Source organism: Microbacterium sp. SLBN-146 (assembly GCF_006715145.1).
GTDB lineage: Bacteria > Actinomycetota > Actinomycetes > Actinomycetales > Microbacteriaceae > Microbacterium.
This window is the reverse complement of sequence record NZ_VFMR01000001.1, coordinates 312858-330361: the sequence shown is the minus strand read 5'-3', so window position 1 is coordinate 330361 and position 17504 is coordinate 312858. Positions and strand designations below refer to the sequence as shown.

11 protein-coding genes are annotated in these 17504 nt (G+C 70.5%); 1 reads left to right on the top strand and 10 read right to left on the bottom strand.

Annotation, left to right across the window (positions count from 1 at the left end; translation table 11 throughout):
• Positions 1 to 26: 26 nt before the first annotated feature.
• The gene (locus FBY39_RS01275) at positions 27 to 1694 is read left to right on the top strand and encodes a PucR family transcriptional regulator (protein WP_260837386.1); all 1668 of its coding nucleotides are present in this window, start codon (positions 27 to 29) and stop codon (positions 1692 to 1694) included.
• A 368-nt stretch (positions 1695 to 2062) separates the two neighbouring features.
• Here FBY39_RS01275 and FBY39_RS01270 read toward each other — a convergent pair whose 3' ends face one another.
• The 10 genes from FBY39_RS01270 to FBY39_RS01225 all read right to left on the bottom strand — a co-directional run bounded on the left by FBY39_RS01270 (position 2063) and on the right by FBY39_RS01225 (position 17397).
• Positions 2063 to 2413, bottom strand: a complete 351-nt coding sequence (locus tag FBY39_RS01270) for a cupin domain-containing protein (protein WP_141929871.1) — start codon at positions 2411 to 2413, stop codon at positions 2063 to 2065.
• On the bottom strand, positions 2410 to 3846 hold the full coding sequence (locus tag FBY39_RS01265) for an FAD-binding oxidoreductase (protein WP_141929870.1): 1437 nt from the start codon (positions 3844 to 3846) through the stop codon (positions 2410 to 2412). The genes FBY39_RS01270 and FBY39_RS01265 overlap by 4 nt, the downstream gene beginning before the upstream one ends.
• Positions 3847 to 3860: 14 nt before the next feature.
• Complete coding sequence (locus FBY39_RS01260; RefSeq protein ID WP_141929869.1) at positions 3861 to 5516, bottom strand: amidohydrolase; 1656 nt, start codon at positions 5514 to 5516, stop codon at positions 3861 to 3863.
• A gap of 3 nt (positions 5517 to 5519) precedes the next feature.
• The gene (locus tag FBY39_RS01255) at positions 5520 to 6428 is read right to left on the bottom strand and encodes an ABC transporter permease (protein ID WP_141929868.1); all 909 of its coding nucleotides are present in this window, start codon (positions 6426 to 6428) and stop codon (positions 5520 to 5522) included.
• The gene (locus FBY39_RS01250) at positions 6425 to 7372 is read right to left on the bottom strand and encodes an ABC transporter permease (protein ID WP_141929867.1); all 948 of its coding nucleotides are present in this window, start codon (positions 7370 to 7372) and stop codon (positions 6425 to 6427) included. The genes FBY39_RS01255 and FBY39_RS01250 overlap by 4 nt, the downstream gene beginning before the upstream one ends.
• Positions 7365 to 8549: an extracellular solute-binding protein gene (locus tag FBY39_RS01245; protein ID WP_141929866.1), complete on the bottom strand. Its 1185-nt coding sequence runs from the start codon at positions 8547 to 8549 to the stop codon at positions 7365 to 7367. The genes FBY39_RS01250 and FBY39_RS01245 overlap by 8 nt, the downstream gene beginning before the upstream one ends.
• 80 nt (positions 8550 to 8629) lie before the next feature.
• Positions 8630 to 9796, bottom strand: a complete 1167-nt coding sequence (locus FBY39_RS01240; RefSeq protein WP_141929865.1) for an ABC transporter ATP-binding protein — start codon at positions 9794 to 9796, stop codon at positions 8630 to 8632.
• Between the two features lie 357 nt (positions 9797 to 10153).
• A complete protein-coding gene (locus FBY39_RS01235; protein WP_141929864.1) occupies positions 10154 to 10936 on the bottom strand; it encodes a DNA-formamidopyrimidine glycosylase family protein in 783 nt (260 codons plus the stop codon).
• The gene (locus tag FBY39_RS01230; RefSeq protein ID WP_141929863.1) at positions 10929 to 15644 is read right to left on the bottom strand and encodes an ATP-dependent helicase; all 4716 of its coding nucleotides are present in this window, start codon (positions 15642 to 15644) and stop codon (positions 10929 to 10931) included. Before FBY39_RS01230 ends, FBY39_RS01235 begins: the two co-directional genes overlap by 8 nt.
• 133 nt (positions 15645 to 15777) lie before the next feature.
• Positions 15778 to 17397, bottom strand: a complete 1620-nt coding sequence (locus tag FBY39_RS01225) for an ABC-F family ATP-binding cassette domain-containing protein (protein WP_141929862.1) — start codon at positions 17395 to 17397, stop codon at positions 15778 to 15780.
• Positions 17398 to 17504 lie beyond the last annotated feature (107 nt).

The following is a 17504-nucleotide window of genomic DNA, read 5'->3' as shown; positions in this document are numbered from 1 at the left end:
AGTGTGCCAAAGCAAGGGGGCCCGCGATGTTTCCCGAACGTCGTGAAGATGTCGTCACACAGACGGATCGTCCGACGCCGCTGTCCGCGCGCGAGACTCTGCCGTCCGTGCGCGACGTGCTGGCGCTCGAGGCGTTCGCCGAGGGGGTCCCCGAGGTGCTCGTCGGCGACGGCGTCCTCGACGGCCGCGTTCGCTGGCTCCACGTCTCCGACAGCGCCGGCGTCGCACGACTGCTCGACGGCGGCGAGATGCTTCTGACGACAGGCTCCGCGTGGCCCGATGACGCCGACGAGCGTCGCCGCTTCGCCCACGAGCTCGCCGATGTCGGAGTCGTGGGGGTCGTGCTCGAACTCGGAACCCACTTCACGGAACCTCCGCCCGAACTCGTCGACGTCGCCCGCGATCGCGGTTTCGCCCTCGCGGTCCTGCATCGCGAAGTGAAGTTCGTCGGGCTCACGCAGGCGGTGCACGGGCGCATCATCTCCGACCAGAACGATGCCCTGCGAGCTCGTGACGAAGTGCGCGAGCGGTTCACGGCCCTGGCGTTGCGGGGGTCGCCGGCGGACTTCGTCGTCCACCAGCTCGCGCAGACCCTCGGTGCCCCCGTCATCCTCGAGAATCGGGCGCACGAAGTGATCGCGGCCGAGGTTCCGCTCGCGCTCGAAGAGGAGCTGTTCTCCGAGTGGGAGTTGCGCTCCCGTTCCGCACATCGCCGCGCCGCGCAGCGGCAGGAGCGCGGCGGCGCGCCCGCGGCGGACGAGTGGCTCGTCGTACCCGTCGAGGCCCGCGGCATCCGTTGGGGACACCTCGTCGTTCTTCCCGGGCCACCGCACCCCGCCGGTCGGACCGCTGTCCTCGAGCAGGCGGCGATCGCGCTCGCGGTGGGGCGGCTCGCCGACGGCGACACCGACGAGTGGGGGCGGATCAGTCGCCGCCGTCTCGTCGACGGACTCGTGGCCGGACGCTTCGCGGGCATCGGCGGTGCGGCCGCGCGGCTCGAGGCGGGCGGGCTTCCCCTGTCCGGAACGCAGCTGTTCGGGATCGTGGCATCCGGTGCCGTCGTCAGCCCCGAGGCAGCGGATGCCGCGGCTCGCGGCCTGCGCGGCCGTGCGCTCGCGGGATCGGCACCCGACGGCGTCGTGCAGCCGGCGACGACCCTGCTGCTGTCTCTTCCAGCGCACGTCGACTTCTCGGATGAGGCTGTACTCGCCTTCGCGGGAGCGCTCGTCGACACGGCCGAGGAGCGCGATCGGCTCGTCGTGTCGATCGGGCGGAGGGCCGACGGGGTCGAAGCCGCGCTCGTGTCGCTGCGTGAAGCGGTCGACCTCGCCCGCGGACGACGGCGCAAGCCCGGACGCGGACCCGCGCTGCGGCGAGCGGAGGATCGGCCTCTTGTTCAGCTCGTGACCGCGCTGCGGGGCGACCATCGGGTCATCGAGCACGGCGAGCGGATGCTCGCGCCGCTCATCGAGCACGATCTGGTGCGGGGCGGCGACCTTCTCGACGTGCTGGAGGCGATGCTCGCCCACCCCGGCAATCGGACGGCGGCGGCCGCCGCCTCGCACCTCTCGCGGTCGGTGTTCTACCAGCGCATCGCGCTCATCGAGGAGCTTCTGGGCGCCGACCTCGACGACGGCGAGATGCAGACCGCCCTCCACATCGCGCTGCTCGTCCGCCGTTCCGCAGGGCGCTGACCCCCGGCCTCATTCGCCGAGAAGACCCAAGCCGTCGGCATTCAGCCGCCGCGTGCGCAGTCTGCGTCTTCTCGCAGCCGTACGAGGGATGCCGCGGCCCCCAGCGCCGAGAAGACCCAAACCGCTCGGAACTCTTCCCAAAGTGCGCAGTTTGCGTCTTCTCGGCGAGATCGGCGTCCCGGTCGCGCGAGCGCCGTAGCGGGGGCGCCCGGGTGCCGAGAAGACGCTAACCGTTCGAAATCGGGCGCGGAGACCGCAGTTCGGGTCTTCTCGGCGACAGGACGGCGACCGGACGGGCGTCGGCGACAGGACGGGCGTCGGAAGCCGGACGGCGACCGGGGCGGCGCCCGGGTGGCGACCGGGAGCGGTCAGGGGGAGACGTAGACCTTGCGGAGGGTTTCGCGGACGGTCCAGACGGTGCGCATGCCGGCCTCCAAGCGAACCACCGAACCGGGGCGCAGCTCGATGGGAGGGAGTTCGGGATGCTCGAAGGCGACCGTCGCCGCGCCCGCCAGCACGACGAAGACCTCGTCGGACTCGACGTCGCGCGACGCACCGGGCGAATGCTCCCACACACCGATCGAGCGCTCGCCGGTCTCGTCGAGGTCGATGAAGCGCGTCAAAGGCGTTCCCTCGACGACCTGCTCGGGCGCGACCGCCGTGAACGGCACGGGAAGCCGCGCGGCATCCGCCGCAACGCCCGAGGTCAGGCGCGTCATGAGTCGAACCCGAGTCCGAGCGCGTCGAGCGTCTTCAGCAGCACGTTGCGGCGGCCCTCGGTGTGATCCGCGCGATCGAGCGACCAGCGGGTCGCCTGGATGCCGACGGATGCCGCGGGCTCGGGCGGGAACGGAAGCGGCCGCTGCCGCACCATCTCCAGGCGCGTCCGCTCGGTGTCCTCGCCCGCGAGGAGATCGAGCATGACCTCGGCTGCGAACCTCGTCGCTGCGACCCCGAGCCCCGTGAAGCCGGCCGCGTACGCAACCCGCTCGCGGCGGGCCGTGCCGAAGAAGGCGCAGAACTGCGTCGACGTGTCGATCGCTCCGGCCCACGCGTGGCTGAATCGGATGTCGTCGAGTTGGGGGAACATCGTGAAGAAGTGGCTCGCGAGCTTCTCCCACGATTCGGGGCGGTTCTCGTACGAGGCCCGCACCTTGCGTCCGTAGTGGTAGACGGCGTCGTATCCGCCGAAGAGGATCCTGTTGTCGCGGCTCAGACGGATGTAGTGGAACTGGTTCGCGAGGTCGCTGAGGCCTTCGCGTCCAGACCAGCCGACCGCGTCGAGCTGGTCGGCGGACAGGGGTTCGGTCATGAGCACGTAGTCGTACACGGGCACCGTCATGAGGCGGTTTCGCTTCAGGAGCGAAGGGAACACGTTCGTCGCGAGGGCGACGTTCTTCGCCGTCACGCGTCCGCCCGCCGTCGTCACCGTGATGCGGTCACCGTCGTCGTCGAGGGCTCGCACGAGGGAGTGCTCGAAGATGAGCACGCCGGCCTCTTCCGCGGCCTGAGCGAGTCCCGCCGCGAGCTTCCCAGGATGCACGAGCGCGGTCGTGTGCGACTCGCGCACCGCCCCCAGGAGGATCGGCGATGCGATCGACGCCTGCACCTCCTCGGCCGTGAGGCGCGAGACCGAGTCGTCGCCCCGGTCCGCGGCATCCCTCGCCCACTCGTCGAGCCACTCGAGCTGGTGAGGTTCCGTCGCGACCCCGAAGGAACCCGTGCGCTCCCACTCCGCGTCGATGCCGGCGGACGCGATGTCCTCGCCCATCGCGTCGAGGTTCGCAAGGCCCAGTCGGTCGAGCTCGTCGATCTCGTCGGGCCAGCGTGAGAGGCCGTTCTCGCGGCCGTGCGTCAGGCTCGCTTCGCAGAATCCGCCGTTGCGTCCCGAGGCCGCCCAGCCGACGGTGCGGGCCTCGAGGACGACGACGCGCGCGTCGGGGTCACGGCGCTTGGCCTGCACCGCCGTCCACAGTCCCGTGTAGCCGCCGCCCACGATGACGAGGTCTGCCGAGACGTCGCCAGAGAGCGGCGCGCGCTGCGGCTGCGGAGGCAGGTCGTCGAGCCAGAAGACTCCGCGCCGAGTTCCGTCGAGACTCCGGGCGATGAGGGATGCCGCCGGTCGCTGCCGTTCGAAGATGGTGGTGCCCATGGGTGTATCTCTCTTCAGGCGTCGGGAGCGGCGTAGACGCGCTCGCCCTCGACGAAGGTCTGCAGAACGCGGGTCGCGCCGATCTCGTCGGCGGGTCCCGCGAACGGGTCGCGGTCGAGCACCGCGAGGTCGGCGTACTTCCCGGTTTCGATCGTGCCGGTCGTCGTGTCGAGGTGGTTGACCCACGCGGAGCCGGCCGTGTACGCGACGAGCGATGTCGCGAGGTCGATCGCCTGCTCGGGGAGGAACGCGTCGTAGTCGCCTTCCTCGAACCCGGGAGCAGCCATGCGGTTGACGGCCGTGTGGATCGCGGCGAGGGGATTCGGCGACGACACCGACCAGTCGCTGCCGGCTGCGAGGACGGCCCCGGACCTGAGCAGGTCGCCGAACGGGTACTGCCACGCGTCGCGCGGCGACCCGAGGAAGGGAAGCGTCAGATCCACCATCTGCGGTTCGAGCGTCGCCCATAGCGACTGCATGTTCGCGGCGACGCCGAGCTCGCGGAACCGCGGGATGTCATCGGGATGCACGACCTGGATGTGCGCGATGTGATGCCGGTTGTCGCCCCGGCCGTTGCGGGCGATGGCCTCCTCGACAGCGTCGAGGCATTCCCGCACGGCGCGGTCGCCGATCGCGTGGAAGTGCACTTGGAACCCCGCCGCGTCGAGGAGCGGCACGGCCTCGGAGAGCACGTCGGGCGGCACGAACGAGATCCCGGAATTGTCGGTGGGATGCCCGTGGCCGTCGCCGTAGGGCTCGAGCATCGCGGCGGTGAAGTTCTCGGCGACGCCGTCCTGCATGATCTTCACCGACGTCGCGGCGAACCGCCCGGCGCGGTAACGGTCTCGTCGATCGAGGAGCGAGGGGATCTGCTCGAGACCCTTCGAGCGATCCCACCAGATCGCGCCGACGACGCGTGCGGTCAGCGTGCCGGCCGCAGCGGCGGCGAGATACGCGGGCGCGGGGTCTCCGGCATCCCCGTACGGACCGACGATGGCGTCCTGCCACGCCGTGATCCCGAAGGAATGCAAGTAGCGCTGCCCGACGAGGAGCGCCTCGGTCAGTCGTTCGAGAGGCTCATCGGGGAGGAGTCGATTGACGAGGGTCATGGCGCCCTCGTGGAGCGTCCCGGACGGATGACCTGCGGCATCCCGTTCGATGCGTCCGTCCGCGGGGTCGGGGGTGTCGCGGTCGATGCCGGCGAGGCGGAGGGCGGCCGAGTTCACCCACGCGCCATGGCCGTCGCGGTTGGGGAAGAACGCGGGCCGGTCGGGAACGACGCTGTCGAGCGCCGCCGCCGTGGGTGTGCCGCTGGGGAAGGCCGACATCTGCCATCCGCCGCCGAGGATCCATTCGTCATCCGGATGCCGCGAGGCGTAGTCCCCGATCGCGGCGAGGTACTCCGTCGCCGTCGCGTACTCGGCGAGATCGCAGCGCAGCATGTCGAGGCCGCCCCACACGGGGTGCACGTGCGCGTCCTGGAACCCCGGCACGAGCATCCGTCCGGCGAGATCGATGACCTCGGTGCGCGGTCCGATCAGGTCGCGCGCATCGGTCGTGTCGACGGCGACGATGCGACCGTCCGCGACGGCGACCGTCCGCGCTCGTGACCTGACGGCGTCGGCGGTGAAGACGGGCCCGCCCGTGAAGACGAGATCGGCGTAGGCCACGGGTCAGCCTCCCGTCATGGTGCGGGCGATCTGGGTCGCGGAATCGCCTGCGCGCTTGAGGACGAGCGCGACGAGCGCGAGAGCGACGAGCGTGAGGAGCAGCATGATCGTCGACACGGCCGCGATTTCAGGGCGGAGACCCGATCGCACGGCGCTCAGGACGTAGACCGGCCACGGCGTCGTTCCCGACACCTGCACGAACGCCGCGACGATCGTGTTGTCGAGGGCCAGGGTGAACGCGAGGAGGAACCCTGCGAGCACGGCGGGCATCGCGAGCGCGAGGGTCACACGGCGGAACGTCGTGAGCGGACGCGCGTAGAGGTCGCCCGACGCCTCCTCGAGGTTCGCGTCCTGACCGACGAGGCGCGCGCGCACGATGTACGACACGACGGCGGTCGCGAAGAGCGACGATCCGACCGAGAGACGCACGATGCCGTCGTTGAACATCGTGATGCCCATGTCCTGGCCGAGCCACACGAGGAACGGCAGGAGTGCGACGGCGTCGACGATCTCGGGCGTCACCGAGACGAGGAGCAGCAGGCCCAGCAACCACCACACCCAGGTGCCGGGGTGGCGGGCCATCGCGATGCCGGCGAGGGTTCCGAGGATCGTCGCGATGACAGCCGAGATGACGGCCGTGATGAGCGAGACGCGGACGGCGTTCTGGATCGCGGGCTTCTCGAGGATCGTGAGGAACGCGTCGAAGCCGAAGCCATCCCACGAGACGAGCAGCCGGCCCGTGTTGAACGAGTAGATGACGATGACGATGATGGGGGCGAAGAGGAACAGCAGGACGAGGATGCCCCAGACGTTGAGGGCGACATCGGTCCAGGAGCGGTGCGCACGCGTTCGGCGCGCCGTGCCGCCGTCGCGTGCCCGGAGGATCGCCTCGGTCGTGGGCTGAGCGGTCATGCCTTCACCTCTTCGCGAGCGGGCTGGGCTGCGGCATCCGTCGTGTCGACAGGGGGCTCCGCACCCAGGACGAGCCGGTTCGCCGAGCGGAACGGCAGCGCGACGAGCCAGATGACCGCGGCTGCGGCGGCGATCGTGAGGGTGATCACGAGCATGAGCAGGACGGCCATCGCCGACCCGAGCGCCCAGTTCTGCGCCGTCTGGAACTGGCTCGCGACGAGCTGGCCGACCATGTTGCCGCGCGCGCCGCCGAGGACCGTCGCGGTGATGTAGTCGCCCATGAGCGGGATGAAGACGAGCAGAACGCCCGCGATGACACCGGGCTGCGACAGCGGCAGCGTCACGCGGAAGAACGTCCGAATCTTCCCCGCACCGAGGTCCTTCGACGCTTCGCGGAGCGTCGGGCCGACTCGATCGAACGCGACGAACAGCGGCAGGATCATGAGCGGCAGGTAGTTGTAGACGACGCCGACGAGGACCGCCGTTCGCGTGTAGAGGATCTCGAGAGGACCGTCGATGATGCCGATCGTCTGAAGGAGCCCCGACATCCATCCTTCGGGCGCGAAGATGACCTGCCATCCGATCGTGCGCACGAGGAAGTTCGTCCAGAAGGGCACGAGGACGAGCGCGATGAGGATGCCGCGTCGCTCGGGCCGCACCTTGAACGCCATCCAGTACGCGACCGGTGCGCCGATGAAGAAGCACAGGATCGTGCCGAGGATGCCGACCCACAGCGTGTTCTGGAACGTCGCGAAGAACGTCGGGGACATCGCCTCGACGTAGCGGTCGAACGAGAGGATGTCGTTCGCGTGCGTTCCGAAGACGCCCGGCTTGTAGCCGAAGCTGAACCACACGACCATCGCGACCGGCGCGACGAAGAACGCCGTGAGCCAGGCCCACGCCGGCACCGCGAGGAACGCTCCGGCCGAGCGGCTCCTACGCACCCGCGGCGGCCTTCATCTCGTTCCAGATGTTGACCCGTGTCGTCTGGGAGTCGTTGAGCGTCTGCTCGTGCATCGACTCGAGCTGCTCGGGGCTGAAGAAGATCATGTCGGTGAAGGGGATGCCAGCGGCTTGCGCCTCGCCCTCCATGTCCTTGCCGCCGACGTTGTAGCCGATGTAGTCGAGGTTGAGGAAGAGGTTCTCGGGCGTCATCGAGAAGTTGATGAACGCGTGCGCGGCCTCCGGGTTCGGGGCGCCCGCGGCGATCGCCCAGTTGTCCATCCACAGCTCCGTGACGGGGCCGGGGAGCACCCACTGCCAGCGGTCCGGCTCGCTCGACTCGGTGAGACCCAGACGCGCATCGCCGTTCCACGCCTGCATGAGCACCTGCGTGCCCTGCGGGATCGCGTTGGTTCCCGGGTACGAGTCGAAGGCCGAGATGTGCGGGGCGATCTGCTCGACGAGGAACGCCCGGCACTCTTCGAGCTGGGTCTCGTCCTCCGTGTTCCAGTCGAGGTCGTTCGCCCAGAAGTACGCGCCGATGATGCCGGCGGGGTCGTCTGACATCGACGTCTTGCCGCTCGCTTCGTTCTGCGCCGCGTCGAAGAAGTCCGCCCACGTCGTGAGTTCGCGCGTGATGACGGTCTTGTCGTAGACGAACCCGGTCGTGCCCCACGCCTTGCAGACGGAGTAGTCGTTCTCCGGGTCCCACGCGCGGCCGAGGTACGCGGCATCCATGTTGGCGAGATTGGGCAGGAGGTCCTTGTTGAACTTCGTCAGGAGCTCGTTCTCGATCATCTGCGGGATGAAGACGCCCGTCGGGACGACGATGTCGTAGCCGGATGTGCCGCGGGCCGCGATGAGCTTCGCGATGAGCTCCTCGTTCGACGAGTACGAGTCGAGGGTCACGGTCGGGCCGAGCTCGGCGGTGAACCCCTCGACGACGTCGGGGGAGTCGTAGTCGCCCCACGTGTAGATCGACAGGCTGCTTTCGAGGTCGCCGCCCGTCGCCTGCGGTGCGGGCGATCCGCTGCCGCCGGGCGCGCAGGCCGCGAGGACCGCCGTGCCACCCGCGATCGCGGCGAGCCCGAGGAACCGGCGCCGCGAGAGTTCGCGGGCGATCGTCGGGACGGCTTCGTGGGGAGCGAGGATGCGGAGGGGAGTGCGGGATTCGGGCATCGGGGTCTCTCCTGGTCGGGTCGGGAGCCGGTGTCGTGCTGTGCGGCTGGTGTCGTGTCGTGTCGTGCGGGATGGACGGCTCAGGCGGTCGGGGGCGGGATGTAGCCGCCTTCTTCCGCGGCGTCGTCGCGCGGGAAGAGCAGTACGTGATCGGACCGCCAGTCGCAGAGGACGGCGTCTCCGACGGAGAGCTTGGGCGCCTCCGGGGTCGGACGGCGGACGATGAGGCTCTGCTCGTCGCCGAGACGCACGAGGTACTGCATCGTGTCGCCGAGGTGCGAGACGCCGATGAGGTGCCCGTGGACGCTGTTCGCCGCCGCGGGCGCCGCGCCGACGTCGGTCGTCGCCGAGATGCGGATGTTCTCCGGCCGCACGGCCGCCTCGCCGTTCGCGGTTCCGCTCAGACGGGCGTCGGCGGAGCGGAGGATCCCGTGCGGAGTCGAGACCGCTGCACCCCCTTCGGCGACGGAGCCGACGAAGAAGTTCTGCTGCCCGACGAACGCCGCGACGTACGCCGACGCGGGGCGGGCGTAGACCGTGTCGGCATCCGCGAGCTGCTCGATGCGACCCGCGCGCATGATCGCGATGCGGTCGCTCATCGACAGTGCCTCGCCCTGGTCGTGCGTCACGAAGACGAACGTGATGCCCAGGCGCGACTGCAGGAGCTTGAGTTCGAGCTGCATCTCTTCACGGAGCTGCCGATCGAGGGCGCCGAGGGGTTCGTCGAGGAGGAGGACGGCGGGCCGATTCACGAGCGCCCGGGCGAGCGCGACGCGCTGCTGCTGTCCGCCTGAGAGCTGCGTCGGCTTGCGGTCGGCGAACCGCCGCATCTGGACGAGATCGAGGGACTGCGACACCCGTTCGCGGACCTCGGACTTCGGCGTGCGCTTCTGTTGCAGGCCGTACGCGACGTTCTCCGCGACCGACAAGTGGGGGAACAACGCGTAGGCCTGGAAGACCGTGTTGACGTCGCGACGGTACGACGGCGAGGACAGCACAGAGTGTCCGGAGATGCGGATGTCACCGGCATCCGGATGCTCGAAACCGGCGATCATTCGCAGTGTCGTCGTCTTGCCGCAGCCCGAGGGGCCGAGGAACGAGATGAACTCGCCCGGCTGGACTTCGAGCGAGAGTTCGTCGACGGCGATCTGGTCGCCGTAGCGTTTCGTGATGCCCTCGAGCACGACGGATCCGCGGCTCTCGAGCTCGACCTGGAGGGCGCTGCGGGTATCGGTTGCCGTTGTCACTCGGGTGGCCTCCTGTTCGCGGCCGCTCCCCGTCGGGCAGGCGGTCGAATATTGGAGGTATTCAATACAGCGCAGGGGTCCCACGCAATGGCGCGTGTCCCGAACCGGACGATCCGCGAGGCACGAGGACCGCCCCCGACAGATCGTCCGGCCCAGCGTTACACCCGCGTTTCCTCCCGTTTCCACCCGCCCCCTCTACCCCCGCCCCCCGCCCCCGCCCCCCGCCGCCGCCTCCTGCCGCCGCCTCCTGTGTCGACACTCCGGGTTGTCGCCGAGGCACCCCGTTATGTGCGCGCAACGACGGGGTGCCTCGGCGAGTAACCGGGATCTCGACGCGAGAGGGGGGAGGAGGGGGTGTCAGGCGGGGGTGGGCTGGCAGACGGGGCACCAGAAGACGTTGCGCTCCCGTGTGGCGTCGGCACCGAGAGAGCCGGCGCGGATCGGCGTGCCGCACCGCCGGCACGGAGCGTTCTCGCGTCCGTAGACCCAGAAGCGCCGGCCGGGGCGGTTCTCGCCCGTGAAGGTGCGGCTCGAGCGGTCGCGGTTCGCTCGGATCATGCGGGCTCCGACGTCGATCAGCGACGGAGCATCGATCTCGGATGCCGGGGCGGTGGGTGCGATGCCGCGAACGAACAGCATCTCGTTGGCGTACACGTTTCCGAAACCCGCGACGTTCCGCTGGTCGAGGATCGCCACGTGCACGGGCCGCTCATCGGCCTGCACGCGGCGCGCCGCTTCGGCGGGGTCCCAGTCCTCGCGAAGCGGATCAGGCCCGAGATAACCCACGAGTTCATGCTCGTGCGAGCGCGGGACGACCGAGATGTCCGCGAGATCGAACCCCACCGTGTCGTGCGTTCGCGTCGACAGGACGGCGCGCGCCTTGAACGCCGGCGCGCGCCACCGCTCGCCCCGGCGGTACACGTGCCACTCACCCTCCATCTTCAGGTGGGAGTGCAGCGTCCAGTCGCCGATGCGATGCAGCAGGTGCTTGCCCCGCGGGACCACATGCTCGACCGTCATCCCGGAGAGATCGATCGTGGCCGCTTGCGGCACGCGCAGATCGAAACGCTCGAGGACCGCTCCCGCGAGGACGTCGTCGAGTCGCCGTGCCGCGCGGAAGACGGTGTCGCCCTCAGGCACGGGACGCCCCGCGCGCGGCGTCGCCCGCCGTCAGACGACGCAGCGTGAGTCCGCGCGGGGACTCGACGAAGCCGGCATCCCGCAACAGTCGACCGAGCGCCGCGCCGAAGACGAGAGCGCCATTGACCTGCTCGATCGTGAGCGTGTCGAGTCGACGCGCGCGGGCTGTCGCGACGAGGTCGCGCGCGGCGGCGGCGAGCACCTCGTCATCGCCCGTGAACGCCAGTGCAGACTTGCCGCCGCGCTCGAGGTAGAGCGCGAGGTGACCGTCGACGAGCACGACGAGCGCCCCTGCCTTGCGCCCCGGCCGGTGGGACACCCCCTCGAGCGCGGGCCAGCCGAGCGCTGCGCCGTAGGGGTTGGCGGGGTCGGTCGCGGCGAGGGTCACCGCGCGCCGCGGCGGCGGGTCGGAGAGGCCCGCGTACTCGCGCAGGCGGTCGACGGTCGTGGATGCCGCGAACTGGGCGGCACCGAGCTTCTCGATGACGTAGCCGCGGCGGCAGTGCCCCGCCTCTTCGAACCCCGCGAGGATGCGGTAGACCTGCGCGAAGCCTCCCGGGACGCCCTCGGATTGGACGGCCCCGCGGGTCACGACGCCGTAGCGGTCGAGCAGGAGGCTCGCACTGGCGGTCGCGCGGAGCGTCGCATCGTCTTCACGCGTGGGGAGGGTCGACCAGCGGCCCCCGAGAGCGGGGGGTCGTGCCGGAACGGATGCCGCGGCGGGCCGCACCGACGCGCCGCGGTACAGGCGCGCACGCGGAGCGCGCCGCGCGATCCGGTGCGTCTGCGACCCGCCACCGACGAGTGTGCGGATGGGAGCGAACGTGTCGTTGGTGACGGCGCCACCCCACGTGAGGCTCCAGAGCGCCTCGACGACGGACTGCTCGTTCGCCGCCCCCGTCAGCGCAGCGAGCTGTGAGGCGAAGTAGGCGCCTCCGGCGGAGAGCGCCTCGATGAGCTGATGCTCGAGCGAGCCTGGTGCGATCTCGAGTTCGGTCGGCGCGAGCGTCAGCGGCGCGGCATCCGCGGGGTGGAGTGCGATCCATCCATCGCGTCCGGGGAGTGCTCCGTGGCCCGACCAGACGACTTCGCCGCTCGCCGTGAGTTCGTCGAGAAGCGCGGGGGTGTAGTCGGAGACGCGTGCCGGGAGGATGAGCGACTCCCACGCGCTCGCCGGGATGGGAACGCCTGCGAGCTGCTCGACGACCGCCGCGACGCCGTCGATCCCCTCGAGCGGGCGCGTGACGTGCTGCCACACCGGGAGGAATCGCGCGTAGGCGGCGGGCGGGACGGGCTCGACGCTGCCTCGGATCGCCGCGAGCGATCGGAGCCTCAGGCGCCGGAGGACCTCGGAGTCGCACCACTCCGTGTCGTCGCCGCCCGTGCGGCCCTCGGGGAGGAAGAACCCGCTCGTGATGCGGCCCCGGGACTCGAGGCGCTGCAGCGTATGCCGCGCGACGGCGACCCCGATCCCGAGACGGTCTGCGACGGCATCCGCGACGAACGGGCCGTGCGTGCGGGCGTAGCGGGCGACCAGGTCGCCGAGGGGATCGGCGACGGGCTCGACGAAAGCCGTCGGGACGCCGACGGGGAGAGCCACCCCGAGCGCGTCACGCAACCGTCCGGCGTCTTCGATCGCGGCGTGACGCGCCACTCCCGCGATCGTGACGACGATCGCACGCCGGGCCGTGACGAGCGCATCGAGATGCGCGGCGGCGGCCTCTAGCGGACTCATCGTGTCGTCGGGATGCAGGCGCTCGGCGACCTCGGCGGCATCGAGGGGACCGAGCAGCCGCAGGAGGTCGGCGACGCCTTCGAGCCCCCGCGCCCGCCGCTCGGGGTCGAGCCGCTGCAGTTCCTGCTCGTACTGGGTGATGACGGCGGGGTCGAGCAGTTCGCGCAGCTCGACCTTGCCGAGCAGTTCGCCCAGCAGCGCGGGATCGACCGACAGTGCGGCCGCGCGACGCTCGGCGAGCGGCGAGTCGCCCTCGTACATGAACGCGCCGACGTAGCCGAACAGGAGGTCGCGGGCGAAGGGCGACGGTTGCGACGGCTCGGTCTCGATGAGGCGGATGCGCCGATCGCCGATGGACCGCGCGATGCGGAGCAGGGCGGGAACGTCGTAGACGTCCTGCAGGACTTCGCGGAGGGTCTCGAGGATGATCGGGAACGTCGGATACCGGCGGGCGACTTCCAGCAACTGGGCCGACCGCTGACGCTGCTGCCACAGGGGGGTGCGGCGGCCGGGATTGCGGCGCGGCATGAGGAGCGCGCGGGCGGCGCACTCGCGGAACCGCGACGCGAAGAGGGCCGAACCCCCGACCTCGACGGTCACGAGCTCCTCAAGCTCGTCGGGATCGAAGACGAAGAGCTCCGCGCCGGGGGGCTCTGCCGTGGCATCCGGAACGCGCGCGATGATGCCGTCGTCGCTCGCGACCGCCGACCCCTCGACCCCGAGGCGCTCGCGAATGCGGGCATTGACGGCCAGCGCCCACGGCGCGTGCACCTTCATGCCGTACGGGGAATGCAGGATGACGCGCCAGTCGCCGACCTCGTCGCGACCGCGCTCGACCGTCAACTGCTTGTCGGTGGGAAGCGTTCCGGTCGCTTCGCGCTGCTCAGCCAGATAGGACAGGAGATTGCCCTGCGCGAGGGCATCGAGGCCGGCATCCTGCAGACGCGCCTGTGCGGCATCGGGTTGCGCGGCCTGCAGCTCGCGGGAGAACTTGCCGAGGGCCTCGCCGAGTTCGGCGGGACGACCGATCCCGTCGCCGTGCCAGAACGGCACTTTGCCGGGCTGCCCGAACGCGGGGACGACATTGACCCTGTCGTGCGTGATCTCGACGATCCGCCAACTCGTCGTGCCGAGCGTGAAGACGTCGTTGACACGAGACTCGTAGACCATCTCCTCATCGAGCTCGCCGACGCGCGCGTTCTGCGATTCGCCCGCGATGAAGACGCCGAAGAGGCCCCGGTCAGGGATCGTGCCGCCGCTCGTGACCGCGATGCGCTGCGAACCCGGCCGCCCCGTGAGCGTGCCGTGATCTCTGTCCCACACGAGGCGTGGGCGGAGTTCGGCGAACTCGTCGGAGGGGAAGCGGCCTGCGAGCAGGTCGAGCGTCGCCTCGTACGCCGAGCGGGGGAGCGAGCGGAAAGGAGCAGAGCGCTTGAGCGTCTCGTACCAGCCCTCGACATCGAGCGGTTCGAGAGCGGATGCCGCGACAGTCTGCTGCGCGAGGATGTCGAGCGGATTCTGCGGCACCGAGATCGACTCGATCTGGCCCGCGAGCATCCGCTCGGTCACGATCGCGGTGTGGAGGACGTCGGCGCGGTGCTTGGGGAACAGTGCCGCGCGGCTCACTTCGCCGACCTGGTGCCCTGCGCGTCCGATGCGCTGAAGTCCGGATGCCGCGCTGGGCGGCGCCTCGACCTGGATGACGAGATCCACGGCGCCCATGTCGATCCCGAGTTCGAGGCTCGAGGTCGCCACGACGCATCGGAGCACGCCCGACTTGAGCTCCTCCTCGACCTGCGCCCGCTGTTCCTTGGACACCGAACCGTGGTGCGCCTTCGCGAGGACGGGTTCTGCTCCCGCCGTCGCGCCGGCTTGCGCCATCATGGCTGCCGGCACCGTCTCGTCGGGGAGAGCGAGCCCGAGACGTTCGGAGTAGATCTCGTTGAGGCGTCCCGTCAACCGCTCGCCGAGGCGTCGTGAGTTGACGAACACGATCGTCGAACGATGCTGGAGGATCCGGTCGACGATGGCCTCTTCGACGTGCGGCCAGACGGATCCGGTCATCTCCGTCTCGCCGAGAGAACCCGAGGACGCGCCGTCACCGTCGAACCAGTCCTCGTCGGTCGCGTCGGCCGGCTCGTCGGGGGTTCCGGGCGGCGGGGGCGGATTGAGCATGTCCTCGACGGGCACGACGACCGTCATGTCGAAGGCTTTCGTGGCGCGCGGCGCGACGATCTCGACGGGGGCCGATCCGCCGAGGAAGCGCGCGACCTCGTCGATCGGCCGGACCGTCGCGGACAGGCCGATCCGCTGCGCGGGTTTGGCGTCCGGTCCGTCCTCGCGTCGCAGGTCGTCGAGTCGCTCGAGCGTGACCGCGAGGTGGGCGCCTCGCTTCGTTGCGGCGACGGCGTGGACTTCGTCGACGATGACCGTGTGCACGTCGCGCAGCGTCTCCCGCGCCTGGCTCGTGAGCATCAGATAGAGGGACTCGGGCGTCGTGATGAGGATGTCGGGCGGATCGCTCACGAGCTTGCGCCGGTCGGACGACGTCGTGTCTCCCGATCGGACGCCGACCGTCACGCTCGGCACGTCGAGCCCGAGTCGGCGGGCGGACTGCCCGATGCCCACGAGTGGCGAGCGCAGGTTGCGTTCGACATCGACACCGAGGGCCTTGAGGGGCGAGATATAGAGGATGCGCGTGCGCCGGGCCTTCTCCGTAGGCCCCGGCTGCTTCTTCCGACGCCCGCCGGGCTCGGATGGCGCTACCGGAGTGAAGGGTTCGCGGAACACGCGGTCGATCGCCCAGAGGAAGGCCGACAGGGTCTTGCCCGACCCCGTCGGTGCGACGACGAGCGCGTTCTTGCCCTCCGAAATGGCCTTCCACGCCCCTGCCTGGGCGTCGGTCGGGGCCGAGAAGGCGCCGCGGAACCAGTCCTGCGTCGCAGGACCGAACCGCTCGAGCACGTCGCTCATCCCTCCATCTTCGTCCGTGCCACCGACATGCGGGCGGGGAGGCGGTCCACAATTCAGTCTGGAGCGCGCGAGGCGCAGGGGCCGGCCCGGAAATCCGGGCCGGCCCCTGCGTCCCATGGCCGGCCAGACTGAATTATGGACCGGCCTCCACCAGCATTCCGTCACGCAGCTCGAGCGTCAGGTCGACGCCGATCCGGCGGAGGAAGTCGTCGTCGTGCGAGACGACGAGAACTGCGCCCCGATAGGCCGTGAGGGCGTCGACGAGCTGATCGACCGTGTCGAGGTCGAGGTTGTTGGTCGGCTCATCGAGCACGAGCAGCTGAGGCGGGGGTTCGGCCAGCAGCAGGCGTGCGAGAGCGACCCGGAAGCGCTCCCCGCCCGACAGCGTCGCGACAGGCCGGGCGGTGGCGTCTCCGCGGATCAGGAACCGGGCCAGCCGGTTCCGCAGCTCCACGGCTCCGATGTGCGGTGCGACCGCCTCGACGTTCCGCAGCACGGATGCCGCGTCGTCGAGCCCGTCGATCCGCTGCGGCAGGTAGCCGACGCGGTCGGTATGCGCCGTCGCTGCCAGCGCCGTGCTGGGACGCCCGTCGGCGTCGTCCCCGACGGCGGATGCCACGAGCCTCTCGACCAGCGTCGTCTTCCCCGCGCCGTTGGGTCCGACGAGGGCGACGCGTTCGGGTCCCTGCACGATCCACGCGCGCTCGCCGTCGCCGAGCGTCGCGATACGCCTGCCGGCGGGCACGCCGGGGTCGGGCAGGTCGATCCGGACGGCGTCGTCATCGCGCACGCGGCGCCCTGCGGCATCCCACGCGGCGCGGGCCGCCGCCTCGCGATCCGCCTTCTCGCCGCGCATCTTGCCCGCCGACACCTGCGCCGCCCGCGCGAGTCCGCCCGCCACGATGGGCGGAACGCGCTTCTCGAGCTGCGCCTTGCGGCCCATCGCGGCGCGGCGGGCGAGCTTCGTCTCGGCCTCGATCCGCTCCCGCTTCTCACGCTTGACGAGCTGGGATGCCGCGCGCTCGGCGTCACGCGCGGCATCCTGTTCCGTCTCGAGCCATGCCCGCCACTGCGAGTAGGGGCCGCCGAACACCGACAGGCCGCCGTCGTACAGCTCGGCGGTGTCATCCATGAGCTCGAGGAGCGCCGTGTCGTGGCTCACGACGACGAGCGCCCCTCGCCACGCACGCACCATGTCGTGGAGACGCGCTCTCGCATCGCGGTCGAGGTTGTTCGTCGGCTCGTCGAGGAGCGTGACGGATGCCGCGCCGAGCCGTATCCCTGCGATGGCGGTCAGGACGGCTTCGCCGCCCGAGAGCTCCCCGACGGTCCGATCGAGCATTGCGGGGTCGAGGCCGGCGTCGGCGAGGGCCACGTGGGCGCGCGCCTCGACGTCCCAATCGTCGCCGACGGCGTCGAAGTGGCGGGGGTCGGGATCGCCGGACTCGATCGCGCGGAGCGCGCGGAGAGCGTCGCCGACGCCGAGCAGGTCGGCGACGGGGCGCTTCGTCGCAAGCGTCAGCCGCTGCGGAAGGTACGCGACGTCGCTCGCGACGACGTGCCCCGACGACGGCGCGAGCTCTCCCGCGATGAGGCGCAGGAGCGTCGACTTGCCGGAGCCGTTGCGGCCGACGAGGCCCGTGCGGCCCGTGCCGAACGCGCCCGACAGCTCTGCGAGGGCGGGGGATCCGTCCGGCCAGGCGAACGTGACGTGGTCCAGGACGATGGATGGGGTGAACGTGGGTGCAGGCATGGGGCCTCCTTCGTGTCGGTGCGCTGACACGAAGGACCGCAGGCGTCCGCCATCGAGGGGAGTGGTGCGGGAGATCGACGGTCAGCGCGGAATCGGTGCCGCCGACG

Coding starts and splice junctions, on each gene's coding strand:
- FBY39_RS01275 (WP_260837386.1), top strand. CDS start 27: ATGTTTCCCGAACGTCGTGAAGATGTCGTCACACAGACGGATCGTCCG.
- FBY39_RS01270 (WP_141929871.1), bottom strand. CDS start 2,413: ATGACGCGCCTGACCTCGGGCGTTGCGGCGGATGCCGCGCGGCTTCCC.
- FBY39_RS01230 (WP_141929863.1), bottom strand. CDS start 15,644: ATGAGCGACGTGCTCGAGCGGTTCGGTCCTGCGACGCAGGACTGGTTC.
- FBY39_RS01255 (WP_141929868.1), bottom strand. CDS start 6,428: ATGACCGCTCAGCCCACGACCGAGGCGATCCTCCGGGCACGCGACGGC.
- FBY39_RS01265 (WP_141929870.1), bottom strand. CDS start 3,846: ATGGGCACCACCATCTTCGAACGGCAGCGACCGGCGGCATCCCTCATC.
- FBY39_RS01245 (WP_141929866.1), bottom strand. CDS start 8,549: ATGCCCGAATCCCGCACTCCCCTCCGCATCCTCGCTCCCCACGAAGCC.
- FBY39_RS01225 (WP_141929862.1), bottom strand. CDS start 17,397: ATGCCTGCACCCACGTTCACCCCATCCATCGTCCTGGACCACGTCACG.